The sequence below is a fragment of the Flavobacterium orientale genome (genome assembly GCF_014638005.1).
In the GTDB taxonomy this organism is placed as follows: domain Bacteria; phylum Bacteroidota; class Bacteroidia; order Flavobacteriales; family Flavobacteriaceae; genus Flavobacterium; species Flavobacterium orientale.
Map to the genome: position 1 here is coordinate 174184 of NZ_BMFG01000005.1, position 12975 is coordinate 187158.

General features: G+C 36.1%; 8 protein-coding genes. 6 read left to right on the forward strand and 2 right to left on the reverse strand.

Annotated elements, in window-relative coordinates:
* Position 1 precedes the first annotated feature (1 nt).
* Positions 2 to 1411, reverse strand: a complete 1410-nt coding sequence (gene glmM, locus IEV15_RS08220) for a phosphoglucosamine mutase (RefSeq protein ID WP_188362042.1) — start codon at positions 1409 to 1411, stop codon at positions 2 to 4.
* 120 nt (positions 1412 to 1531) lie between these two features.
* On the opposite strand from glmM, the gene IEV15_RS08225 reads away from it, so the two are divergent.
* From IEV15_RS08225 to IEV15_RS08235, 3 genes are read left to right on the forward strand one after another with little or no spacing between them, the layout of a single operon-like run.
* Positions 1532 to 2116 carry an acyl carrier protein phosphodiesterase gene (locus IEV15_RS08225; protein WP_188362043.1) on the forward strand — a complete coding sequence of 195 codons (585 nt, stop codon included), beginning with the start codon at positions 1532 to 1534 and terminating at the stop codon, positions 2114 to 2116.
* Positions 2113 to 3798: a gamma-glutamyltransferase gene (gene ggt / locus IEV15_RS08230; RefSeq protein WP_188362044.1), complete on the forward strand. Its 1686-nt coding sequence runs from the start codon at positions 2113 to 2115 to the stop codon at positions 3796 to 3798. Before IEV15_RS08225 ends, ggt begins: the two co-directional genes overlap by 4 nt.
* A gap of 30 nt (positions 3799 to 3828) precedes the next feature.
* Positions 3829 to 5646 carry a chloride channel protein gene (locus tag IEV15_RS08235; RefSeq protein WP_188362045.1) on the forward strand — a complete coding sequence of 606 codons (1818 nt, stop codon included), beginning with the start codon at positions 3829 to 3831 and terminating at the stop codon, positions 5644 to 5646.
* Positions 5647 to 5761: 115 nt separating this feature from the next.
* Here IEV15_RS08235 and IEV15_RS08240 read toward each other — a convergent pair whose 3' ends face one another.
* A complete protein-coding gene (locus IEV15_RS08240; protein ID WP_188362046.1) occupies positions 5762 to 6283 on the reverse strand; it encodes a DUF8685 domain-containing protein in 522 nt (173 codons plus the stop codon).
* A 125-nt stretch (positions 6284 to 6408) separates the two neighbouring features.
* Between IEV15_RS08240 and uvrA the strand changes: the two genes are divergently transcribed.
* From uvrA to IEV15_RS08255, 3 genes are all read left to right on the forward strand, one after another.
* Positions 6409 to 9240 (forward strand): excinuclease ABC subunit UvrA, encoded by a 2832-nt coding sequence (gene uvrA, locus IEV15_RS08245; protein ID WP_188362047.1) that lies wholly within the window; start codon positions 6409 to 6411, stop codon positions 9238 to 9240.
* Between the two features lie 32 nt (positions 9241 to 9272).
* Positions 9273 to 9998, forward strand: coding sequence for an LOG family protein (locus IEV15_RS08250; RefSeq protein WP_188362048.1), 726 nt, complete (start codon positions 9273 to 9275; stop codon positions 9996 to 9998).
* A 116-nt stretch (positions 9999 to 10114) separates the two neighbouring features.
* The gene (locus IEV15_RS08255; protein WP_229734120.1) at positions 10115 to 12946 is read left to right on the forward strand and encodes an aminopeptidase; all 2832 of its coding nucleotides are present in this window, start codon (positions 10115 to 10117) and stop codon (positions 12944 to 12946) included.
* Positions 12947 to 12975 lie beyond the last annotated feature (29 nt).

Sequence of the window (12975 nt, forward strand, 5' to 3'; positions counted from 1 at the left end):
ATTATGTATTTACAATGGCTTCAATTTCTTGGATAATTCGCAATGCCAGAGCATCTGCGTCGTGTTGTGTGGGAGCTTCCGTATAAATTCGAATGATCGGTTCTGTGTTTGATTTTCGCAAATGCACCCATTCTGATGGGAAATCTATTTTTACGCCATCGATAGTACTAATTTTCTCGTGCTCATATTTTTTTGAAATCGTTTCTAAAATCGCATCCACATCGATTTGCGGCGTCAATTCAATTTTGTTTTTGCTCATATAATACTGCGGATAGGAAGCTCTCAACTCTGCAACTGTCACATCCAAAGCAGCCAAATGCGTTAAAAATAAAGCGACACCAACGAGACTGTCTCTTCCATAATGCGATTCCGGATAAATGATACCGCCATTACCTTCACCACCGATGATGGCATTGGTCGCTTTCATTACTTCCACTACGTTTACTTCGCCAACCGCACTGGCTTGATAGTTTCCGTTGTGTTTTAACGTGATATCTCGTAAGGCTCTTGATGAAGATAAATTGGAAACGGTATTTCCGGGTGTTTTACTCAACACATAATCGGCACAAGCCACTAAGGTATATTCTTCACCAAACATTTCGCCATCGTTGGAAATAAATGCCAAACGATCTACGTCAGGATCCACCACAATTCCGAAATCGGCCTTTTCGGCTACCACTAATTCACAAATATCTCCCAGATGTTCTTTTAAAGGTTCCGGATTGTGCGGAAAATGTCCGTTAGGTTCGCAATATAACTTCACGACCTCAACACCCATTTGTTCTAATAATTTTGGGATGATTACCCCTCCAGAAGAATTCACCCCATCAACCACCACTTTAAATTTTCTTTTGGCAACCGCTTCCGCATCAACCAAAGGTAAATTCAACACCTCATCGATATGAATATCCATATAAGCATCATTTTCAGTAATGGTTCCTAAATCATCTACTGCTGAAAACTCAAAAGCTTCCGCTTCGGCTATTTCTAAAATTTTTGCTCCTTCAGCTCCATTTAAAAACTCCCCTTTTTCATTTAATAATTTCAAGGCATTCCATTGTTTTGGATTGTGAGAAGCGGTGAGGATAATTCCGCCGTCGGCATTTTCTAAAGGAACAGCAATTTCTACCGTTGGCGTTGTAGACAATCCCAAATCAATCACATCAATACCTAAACCTACCAAGGTATTCAACACCAAATTGTGAATCATCGGGCCTGAAATTCGGGCATCGCGACCAATTACTACTTTTAGTTTCGAGTTGCGTCCCGAAGTTTCGGGAGCAGGTTGCGAATTTTTTAAAAAAGTGCCATAAGCCGACGCAAATTTAACGGCATCCACCGGTGTTAGATTATCGCCTACTTTTCCTCCAATGGTTCCACGAATTCCTGAAATTGATTTTATAAGTGTCATTATGAATCTGATTATATTTTATACTATTTAAAAAACTAAAGAAGCAAAGATAAAGAATTGCCATTTTGTAAAACTGATTTAAAATTCAAAATTTAAATTATTAATTCTTAATTTAGGCCAATGAATTTTCTGGCACATATCTTTCTCTCCGGTGAAAACGATTTTATTAAAATCGGTAATTTCATGGCCGACGGCATTCGTGGCAATGATTATCTTGAATTTCATCCTGATATTCAAAAAGGAATTATTTTGCATAGAGCCATTGATACTTTTACAGATGCACATCCTATTTTCAGAAAAAGCAAGCATCGTTTACATGAGAAATACGGTCATTATTCCGGTGTGATTATCGATATTTTCTACGATCATTTTTTGGCTAAAAACTGGTCCGATTATTCCAACGAAAGTTTAGAAGCTGTAGCCGCCAATTTTTATGACCTTTTGAAAGCCAATTATGCCATTTTAACCGAACGCACCAAAAATATGATGCCGTATATGATTGCCCGAAACTGGTTTGTAAGTTATGCTTCCATTGAAGGATTATCCATGATTTTATTTCAAATGGATCATCGCACTAAAAATAGGGTAGCCATGCATGAATCGATAGTAGAACTCCAAGAATTTTACTCAGAATTTGAAGATGAATTTACTCGTTTTTTTGAAGAAATTCGATTACATTGCAATGAAAAATTAGCCACTTTATGAAAAAATCCTTGTTGCTATTATTTCTTGTTTTCTTAAGTTGCAAAACAGAAAAGAATACTGTTGAACCGACAGGTTTAGTCACTTCAAAAGTCATGGTCGTTTCGGCTCGTGAGGAAGCATCTCAAATTGGCGTTCAGATTATGGAACAAGGAGGCAACGCCTTTGATGCGATGATTGCCACGGAATTGGCCTTAGCTGTTTCTTATCCCTATGCCGGAAATATTGGCGGTGGGGGTTTTATGGTGTATCGAAAATTCAATGGCGAAACGGGGAGTTTGGATTATCGGGAAAAAGCTCCTATGGCGGCAACAAAATATATGTATTTGGATGAAAAAGGAGAGGTAATCAAAGGATTAAGCACAGAAACCGGTTTGGCAGTAGGTGTTCCGGGAACTATTGCCGGCATATTTGAAGTTCATAAAAAATATGGCACTTTACCGATCGAAACCCTTTTAAAACCGGTTATTGCTTTGGCCCGCAAAGGTGTGGTGGTTACAGAAAAACAAGAAGAGCGATTGCATAAGTTTCGAAAAGCAATTGTCAAAGCCAATGGTTCAGCAACGTTATTCGCTCAACCTTTCAAAACCAATGACACTATTAAATATGAAGCTTTAGCTACTACCTTGGAACGCATTGCAAAAAATGGAAAAGACGAGTTTTATAAAGGAGAAACTGCTCAAAAATTGGTTACTTATTTGCAATCAAAAGGCAGCATTATTACCTTGGAAGATTTGGCTTCTTATGAGGCAAAATGGCGTAAACCCATTGTAAATTCGTATCGGGATTATAAAATTATTTCGATGGCTCCGCCTAGTAGTGGCGGTATTACTTTAGGTCAGATTTTAAAAATGATTGAACCTTATGATTTAAAAGAAATGGGCCATAATTCAGAAAGCTACATTCAAGTTTTGGTGGAAGCCGAACGACGAGCTTATGCGGATAGAAACCATTTTTTAGGCGATCCTGATTTTGTAAAAATGCCTATTGAACAACTATTGGACACTACCTATCTCAACAAACGCATGGCTGATTTTTCTTTTGAAAAAGCAACGAAATCCACTGATGTATCCCACGGAAGTGTCACTTTTTCGGAAAGTACAGAAACGACACATTATTCGATTGTAGATTCGTTTGGCAATGCTGTTTCAGCCACCACCACCATAAATGATGCTTATGGTTCGAAATTATATTGTGACGAGTTGGGCTTTTTTCTGAATAATGAAATGGATGATTTTTCAGCCAAACAAGGCGTTCCCAATCTATTTGGTTTGGTAGGATCGGATGCCAATAGTATCGCACCACAAAAACGAATGTTGAGTTCTATGACACCAACTATTGTAGAAAAAAATGGTGTTTTATTTATGGTGGTTGGAACTCCGGGTGGCTCCACCATTATCACTTCGGTGTTGCAAACCATTTTGAACGTAACCGAATTTAATATGAGTATGCAAGAGGCGGTTGATGCTCCACGATTTCATCACCAATGGTTGCCGGATGAAGTGGTTTTTGAACCCGAAAGTTTTCCTAAAGAACTCCTTAAAAATTTAAAATCCAAAGGCTATTCCATTAATCAAAAAGCCACTCCTGTACTTGGAAAAGTTGATGCTATTTTGGTTTTACCGGATAAAAAAATGGAAGGTGGTGCCGATTCCAGAGGTGATGATACAGCTGTAGGTTTTTAATGGTCCTCCAATTTACAAATACTAAACTATATGCCCAATTCAAAAAAAACACGAATTAAAAATTTCTTCAAAAAAAGTTTTAGAAGATTAGAAGGATTTTTATTCTTCTTGAAGACTTTTCTTTCGCCAAGACAATTTATTTATTTGGCGTGTTTTTTAGTTGGGGTTTCTTCTGCATTAGCGGTAATTGCTTTAAAAACATTTGCCCATTCCGTTTATGTTTTTGCTCAGTATATTGATTCCATATTACATTTACCTTATAGTAATAGTACTTTGCCCATTATAGGCATTGTATTAACCGCTTGGGTGGTTAAAAAGTTTTTGGGAGGTTCGATTGAAAAAGGCACTTCTCAAATCATGTATGCCGTAGCAAAAAAATCAGGTATTCTTCCCAAAAAACAGATGTATGCTCAAATTATTACCAGTTCGTTAACCGTTGGTATGGGAGGTTCGGCAGGTTTAGAATCGCCAATTACCATAACGGGAGCAGCCTTTGGAAGTAATTTTGCTCAGAATTATCGGTTGAGTTACAAAGACCGCACTTTATTATTGGCTTGTGGCGTTGCTGCCGGCATTGCCGCAGCTTTTAATGCTCCCATAGCCGGTGTTTTATTTGCCATTGAAGTCGTTTTAATGGACGTTAGTATTACCGCTTTTATTCCCATCATGATTTCTTCTGCCACAGGAGCTATTGTTTCTGCGATTTTATTAAAGGAAGATATTTTACTTACGTTTAGTCGACAAATCGAGTTTGATTATCACAACTTACCTTTTTACATTTTGTTGGGCGTTGTTTCGGGTTTTGTCTCCATTAATTATGCCCGAACTTTCAGAAGAATAGAACATTACTTTGAAAAATTGAAAATGGGTCCTATGCGAAAAGCGTTGTTTGGAGCGTGTATTTTAGCTATTCTTATTTTCTTTTTTCCCACACTATTTGGTGAAGGCTATTCGAGTATAAAAATGCTTTCGTCGATGCATCCTGAACAAATTTTAGACAATACCGTTTTGCAAAACTTTAAAGATAACACTTGGATTTTGTTATTATTTGTTGGGGCAACTATGTTGATAAAAGTATATGCGACAAGTATTACTTTGGGTAGCGGCGGTAACGGAGGTAATTTTGCTCCTTCCCTATTTGTGGGTTCCTATTTGGGCTTTTTTGTGGCGTCGTTTGTCAACATGTTTGGTTATTTCAAATTACCCGTTTCCAATTTTACTATGGTTGGCATGGCCGGCATTTTAAGTGGTTTGTTTCATGCACCCTTGACGGCAATTTTCTTAATTGCAGAAATCACTAGTGGTTACAGTTTGATGATTCCTTTGATGCTTGTGTCTTCTATAAGTTTTGCCATTTCAAAAAGATATGAACCTTATTCCTTTGATATTAAAAATTTGGCCGATAAAGGCGATGTTTTTACAGATGATCGCGATAAGAATATTTTGTCCGGAATTTCAGTTTCACGATTAATTCAAAGTCCGATTCAAACCTTAACACTACAACCTTCTTTGGATGAACTCGTTGAAAAAATTGCAGGTTACAACCAAATGTTATTTCCCGTGGTTGATGAAAAAAACCAACTTTTAGGATTGGTTGAATTTGACGAAGTAAAATCATTTCTTTTTAATTCCTACAAAATCAAATACACCACCATAAAGGATATCATGCGACCTCCAAAGGAAATTGTTGCTTATGATGAAACCGCTGAAACCCTGATGGAGAAATTTGAAAAATCAAAATCGGATTACCTACCCGTGGTTAAAAACAACCAAGTAATCGGCATAATCTCTAAAAATGCATTGCTTGAAGCGTATCGAGAAAAGCTGAAAAGCATTATTATTGAATAGGTTGTCTGTTATCTGTTGTCTGTTATCTGTTGTCTGTTATCTGTTGTCTGTTGTCTGTTATCTGTTGTCTGTTGTCTGTTTTAGTTACGGATAACAGATAACAGACAACGGAATACTACTTTGTTTTTTCTCCAACAAAATAATCACTTGTGCTTTTAAACAAAACATTAAACGTAGTGAGACTACCATAAATTCTAGTAATATATTGTTGCAGGTCAATTTTTTCGGCTTCGTCTAAATTACTTGAATTTATCTTTTGTTCCATCACTCTGATTCTGTCGCGAACCATTGTAATTTTGTGAAAGAACGTGTCAATTGGCACTTCTTTATTTTGAGTAGCCGTTCCGGGTTCCATGATTAATTTTCCGCCTTTCCATTTATCAGCAATAGGAACAACTTGTGATACATCTGACCATTTTTGTAAAATATTCTTTAGAGAGCGTTCCACATCATAAAAGCTTACAGAATCCACTTCATCTTCTAACGCTTCAATCACTTCAAATTCACTATCAATTTCAATGGTTTCGAGTCCATTCTCAATAAAAGTTACCCAATAATGTTTAGATGTAACATTTGTTACGACACCTAATCCGAATGCTTCATGTTTTAATCTAGAGCCTATTCCTAATAATTTCATGTTTTTTTAATTTTTTGGTATTGCTATTTTTTTCAAAAATAGAAATTGTTTAACAAATTCTTCTACTATGTATATCAAAATCTTTAGGTCAAAATCGTACCTTTGCGTTTTGCCGTAAAAAACATATGCTAAACCCTGAAGAATCTATCGAAGTTTTAGGAGCTCGAGTTCACAATTTAAAGAACATTGATGTTTCCATTCCCAGAGAAAAACTGGTGGTTATTACCGGACTTTCGGGTTCCGGAAAATCGTCATTAGCCTTTGATACCATTTATGCAGAAGGGCAACGTCGTTATATCGAAACCTTTTCTGCATATGCCAGACAATTTCTTGGCGGATTAGAACGTCCGGATGTTGATAAAATTGACGGACTATCTCCTGTAATTGCCATTGAGCAAAAAACAACGAGTAAAAGTCCGCGTTCCACCGTTGGAACCATCACAGAAATTTACGATTTTCTTCGTTTATTATTTGCCCGAGCAGCAGACGCTTATAGTTATAATACGGGCGAAAAAATGGTTTCCTATTCGGATGAACAAATCAAAGATTTGATTATTGAAAGTTTCAACGGAAAACGCATCAATATTCTGGCACCGGTTATTCGTTCCCGAAAAGGACATTATGCTGAATTGTTTCAACAAATTGCCAAACAAGGATTTGTGAAAGTACGGGTTAATGGCGAAATAAAAGATCTTGTTTCCGGCATGAAACTCGATCGTTATAAAACGCATGATATCGAAATTGTCATCGATCGCATGCAGATTGAATCGGATGAAGATACAAACAAGCGATTGGCAGAAAGTATCAAAACGGCGATGCATCATGGTGATGACATTATGATGGTTATTGAACACGACAGTCAGGAAGTACGCTATTTCAGTAGAACATTAATGTGTCCCACTTCCGGAATTTCGTATCCCAATCCGGAGCCCAATAATTTTTCATTCAATTCACCAAAAGGAGCTTGTGACAGTTGCAATGGTTTGGGAACTATCAATCAAATCAATTCGAAGAAAATTATTCCGAACCCCAAATTATCTATCAAACAAGGCGGATTTGCTCCACTTGGCGACTATAAAAACACTTGGATTTTTAAACAATTAGAAACCATTGGTGAAAAATATAATTTTAAAATCACCGACCCTATTGACTCCATTTCTGATGAAGCTATGGATGTTATTCTCAATGGCGGTAAGGATAAATTTGCGGTTGCATCTAAAACATTAGGTATTACTAAAGAATATAAAATTGATTTTGAGGGGATTTCGAGTTTTATCAAAAACCAACACGATGACAGTAATTCTAATTCCATAAAACGATGGGCAAAAGAATTCATGGATGAAATTCCTTGTCCGGATTGTGACGGTTCTCGTTTGAAAAAAGAAGCCTTATATTTTAAAATTAACGAAAAAAATATTGCCGATTTATCCTTGATGGACATTTCGGAATTAGCGGTTTGGTTTGGACAATTGGAACCCTTTCTATCGGAAAAGCAAAAAGCGATTTCCGGAGAAATTACCAAAGAAATAAAAACCCGTTTGCAGTTTCTGTTGGATGTGGGATTGAATTACCTATCCTTGAACAGAAGTTCAAAATCGCTTTCCGGCGGTGAAGCACAACGCATTCGATTAGCCACTCAAATTGGTTCTCAATTGGTGGGTGTTTTATATATTTTAGACGAACCCAGCATTGGTTTGCATCAACGTGACAATGAGCGATTGATTAATTCGTTAGAAAATTTAAGAGATATCGGCAATTCTGTTTTGGTTGTAGAACACGACAAAGACATGATTGAACGTGCCGATTGGGTGATTGACATTGGTCCGAAAGCCGGTCGATTTGGCGGCCAAATCATTAGTCAGGGAACACCGGAATCGCTATTGCAAGAATCGACCATTACGGCTCAATTTCTCAATGGCAACATGAAAATTGAAGTTCCGAAAAAACGCAGAGAAGGCAATGGTAAAAAGCTAAAACTAACCGGAGCAACAGGCAATAATTTAAAAAATGTATCAGTTGAATTTCCTTTAGGGAAAATGATTTGCGTTACGGGAGTTTCCGGAAGTGGAAAATCGACGTTGATTAACGAAACGCTTTACCCTATTTTAAATGAATATTTTTTTAATGCGGTAAAAAAACCGCAACCTTTCAAAAAAATCGAAGGTTTAGAACATATTGACAAAGTCATTGACATTGACCAAAGTCCGATTGGAAGAACCCCTCGAAGTAATCCGGCTACTTATACTGATGTGTTTTCGGAAATCAGAAGTTTGTTTACACAAACACCCGAAGCCATGATTCGGGGTTATAAGGCAGGACGTTTCAGTTTTAATGTCACAGGCGGTCGATGTGAAACCTGCGAAGGTTCCGGAGTGAGAACCATCGAAATGAGTTTTTTGCCTGATGTTTATGTGGAATGTGAATCGTGTATGGGAAAACGTTTCAACAGAGAAACTTTAGAAATCCGATACAAAGGAAAATCCATTTCGGATGTTTTGAATATGACAGTGGATGAAGCGGTAGATTTTTTTGAAAACATTCCTAAAATTTACAGAAAAGTAAAAACCATTCAAGATGTTGGTTTGGGGTATATCACTTTGGGGCAACAAAGCACAACGCTTTCGGGTGGTGAAGCACAGCGAATCAAATTAGCCACAGAACTTTCTAAAAAAGATACCGGTAATACGTTTTATATCCTAGACGAACCTACCACAGGTTTGCATTTTGAAGATATACGGGTGTTGATGGATGTTTTGAATAAATTGGTAGACAAAGGCAATACGGTCTTGGTGATCGAACACAACATGGATGTCATCAAATTGGCCGATTATATAATTGATATCGGTTTGGAAGGTGGAAAAGGCGGCGGAGAAGTCATTGCGAAAGGCACTCCCGAAGAAATTATAAAAAACAAAAAAAGCTTCACGGCTCAGTTTCTAAAAAAAGAATTACTTTAGCACGTTTGTTTAATTTAAAAAAGAAAAGAAAAATGGCAGCACATAATTACGATAACGAAGACGATAGAATCCAAGCAAAATTCAAACAAAAAAACTGGAACGAAATACGAACCAATGATTCTTGGGCCATTTTTAAGATCATGGCTGAATTTGTAAATGGTTATGAAAGTATGGCTCGGATTGGACCTTGTGTTTCTATTTTCGGATCAGCAAGAACAAAACCGGGTGAGAAATATTATGAATTGGCTGAAAGTGTGGCTTACAAAATCAGTAAAGCAGGCTATGGCGTTATTACCGGAGGAGGTCCCGGAATTATGGAGGCCGGAAACAAAGGAGCTCATCGCGGTGAAGGAACTTCAGTTGGATTGAACATTGACTTGCCATTTGAACAACATTTTAATCCCTATATTGATAAAGACAAAAACCTGAACTTTGATTATTTCTTCGTTCGTAAAGTTATGTTTGTCAAATATTCACAAGGATTTGTAGTAATGCCAGGCGGTTTCGGAACTTTAGATGAATTGTTTGAAGCCATCACGTTAATTCAAACAAAGAAAATTGGGAAATTCCCAATTATTTTAGTCGGAAGCGAGTTTTGGTCCGGTTTATTAGATTGGATTCAAAACGTCATGATTGACATCCAAAAAAATGCGAGTCCGGAAGACATGAACCTCATCCGAGTTGTTGATACCGAAGATGAAGTTGTTGCCGTGCTTGATGCCTTCTACAAAAAGTACAATTTGAGTCCGAATTTCTAATACAAAGCTGCTTTTGCAGCTTTTTTTCAATACATCAAGCAACCCAATACGCTAATTTGTATCTTTTAATTAGTAAATTGGCAGATTGAAACCTACAACTTTTTTTCTATTCACCATTGAAGACACTATTTCGATATCTCATTTGTATAATCACCTTACTACTGGTCAATCCAGTAGTGGCTCAACATGAATTGTATTTAAATGTAGAGCTTCATCCCACTTCAAAAAAGTTATTTGTTCAACAAGAAATCGTTTTTAAAAATACAACCAAACAAGTTTTACAGTCCCTTATTTTAAACGATTGGAATCATGCCTATTCTGATAAAAACACCCCATTAGGAAGACGTTTTTCCGATGAGTTTGTGCGTAATTTTCATTTAGCAAAAGACGATGAGCGAGGCAAAACCTCTGATTTAACGATTCTGGATTCGGAATCCTTATTTTTAGATTGGAACCGAGTGGAAAAACATCCTGATTTGATTGAAGTTAAATTAAGAAAACCTCTACCTCCGGGAGACAACATCGTTTTAAAACTTACTTACATCAGTTACATACCCAAAGATAAATTTACAAAGTTTGGTCACAATGATTCCGGTGATATGTATCTTAAAAATTGGTTTTTGACGCCTGCTCGTTATGAAAACAATGATTTTGTACGCTATAGCAATTTAAATTTAGATGACATTCCCAATGCTCAATTTGACATACAATTAAAATTAAAACTTCCAAAAAATTTAAAATCGTTTTCTGATCTCAATTCCGGTAGTCTCAGCGAGGAAGAAATTCATAACGTTTATACTTATTCGGGTGAAAACAGAAATGATTTCAACTTGTTTATTAGTCAGACTTTAGATTTTAACAGTTACAAAAACAGTATTGTAAATGTCATTACAAATTTGAAAGAAAACCGATTGAGTTCCATTCAAAAAGCTGTTGTTATTGACCGAATTGTTCATTATGTGGACACTACAATTGGAAACTATCCCTTTGAAAAAATAACTGTTTCGCAAGTGGATTATGAACGTAATCCGTTTTATGGATTGAATCAATTGCCCTCCTTTATCAGTCCGTTTCCTGATGAATTTATTTTTGAATTAAAGTTTTTGAAAACCTATTTGAATAATTTTTTACAAAACACACTTCAAATCAACCATCGTTCGGATAGTTGGGTTCATGATGGTATTCAGGTTTATTTGATGATGCACTATATTGATGAAAATTACCCGGAAATGAAAATGATGGGTAACATTTCCAAGATGAAACTTTTGAAGAGTTACAATTTAACCAATGTTGATTTTAATGAACAGTATAGTTATTTCTATATGTTGATGGCTCGAAAAAATTTAGATCAACCCATTGGCGATTCCAAAAGCAGTTTTATAAAATTTAATGAACAAATTGCCGGAAAATACAGAGCCGGTTTGAGTTTGAAATATTTAGATAATTTTTTAGGAAACAATTCCGTTAATCAATCTATAGCTGAATTTTATGCTCTCAATTTAGAAAAACAAACAGACCGATGTGATTTTGAAGATGTACTCCAAGAAAAAACACGAAAATCATTGGACTGGTTTTTTAAGACCATTATTAATTCCAGAGACCTAATTGATTACAAATTTAAAGACCTCAAAAAATCAAAAGACAGTGTTGAAATTACGCTTAAAAACAAAACGGGGATTACTGTTCCCATTCCGGTCTATGGCATAAAAGATTCAAAAGTTGTTTTTAAAGATTGGATTGAAAATGTTTCCACCGATACCGTTTTGGTATATCCAAGAAATGACATTGATAAATTGGTCATCAATTATAAAAATGAAGTTCCCGAATACAATTTGAGAAACAACTGGAAATCAACAAAACCTTTTGTGATTACCAATCGACCCGTGAAATTTAATTTTATGAAAGATTTGGAAGACCCGTTTTACAATCAAATATTATATGTACCGACAGTATCCTATAATTTATACGATGGTTTAACGCCCGGACTTCGTTTTCACAACAAAACCATTTTAGACAAACCCTTTATTTTTGATGTAAATCCGGCTTACTCGTCGCTGACCCATTCCTTGGTTGGCAATTTCAGTTTGGTTCATCTTCACAACAGAAGGGAGCACAATCTTTATCAAATGAGATTTTCGTTAAACGGTTCTTTTTTTCATTATGCACCCGATGCATCGTACATGAAACTAACTCCAATGGCTATTTTAAGAATGCGACCCAGCAATTTCAGAGACAATAGAAAAGAATTTTTTGTGTTTCGGAATATTTTTGTGAATAGAGAACAAAATAATTATACCATTTTACAACCTGATAACGACAGCTATTCTATTTTTAATGCCAAATACATTAACAGTAGAACCGAATTACGCGATCATTTTAGCGTAAAAACAGATTTACAGTTGGCTTCTATATTTGGAAAATCAACGATAGAGTTAGAATATCGCAATTTATTTGACAACAATCGCCAATTGAATGTTCGCTTTTTTGCCGGTTCTTTTTTATATCGAAACACCAATTCCGATTTTTACAGTTTTGGCATTTCGCAAGCCAACGATTATTTGTTTGATTATAATTTGTACGGAAGATCGGAAACTACCGGATTTTTTAGTCAACAATATGTAGTAGCAGAAGGAGGATTTAAATCACGATTTGATGATTCTTTTGCCAATCAATGGATTACTTCCATAAATTCCAGTATCAATATTTGGAATTGGATTGAAGTTTATGGCGATGCGGGAGTTTATAAAAACAAGTATTTTTCAGAAAAATTCATCTACAATTCCGGTATCCGACTCAATTTGGTTACCGATTATTTTGAAGTCTACTTTCCGGTTCATTCCACTTCAGGTTGGGAAATTGGTCAAAAGAACTACCAAGAACGGGTACGATTTATGATTACTTTAAGTCCCGAAATTCTAGTTGGATTATTTACCCGAAAATGGTTTTAACTACATGAAATCGCCTTTTTAATCAAACA

Bases quoted from the DNA above. Each gene is read 5' to 3' on its own strand.
- IEV15_RS08240 (WP_188362046.1), bottom strand. From the start codon at position 6,283: ATGAAATTATTAGGAATAGGCTCTAGATTAAAACATGAAGCATTCGGA.
- IEV15_RS08250 (WP_188362048.1), top strand. From the start codon at position 9,273: ATGGCAGCACATAATTACGATAACGAAGACGATAGAATCCAAGCAAAA.
- ggt (WP_188362044.1), top strand. From the start codon at position 2,113: ATGAAAAAATCCTTGTTGCTATTATTTCTTGTTTTCTTAAGTTGCAAA.
- IEV15_RS08235 (WP_188362045.1), top strand. From the start codon at position 3,829: ATGCCCAATTCAAAAAAAACACGAATTAAAAATTTCTTCAAAAAAAGT.
- uvrA (WP_188362047.1), top strand. From the start codon at position 6,409: ATGCTAAACCCTGAAGAATCTATCGAAGTTTTAGGAGCTCGAGTTCAC.
- glmM (WP_188362042.1), bottom strand. From the start codon at position 1,411: ATGACACTTATAAAATCAATTTCAGGAATTCGTGGAACCATTGGAGGA.
- IEV15_RS08225 (WP_188362043.1), top strand. From the start codon at position 1,532: ATGAATTTTCTGGCACATATCTTTCTCTCCGGTGAAAACGATTTTATT.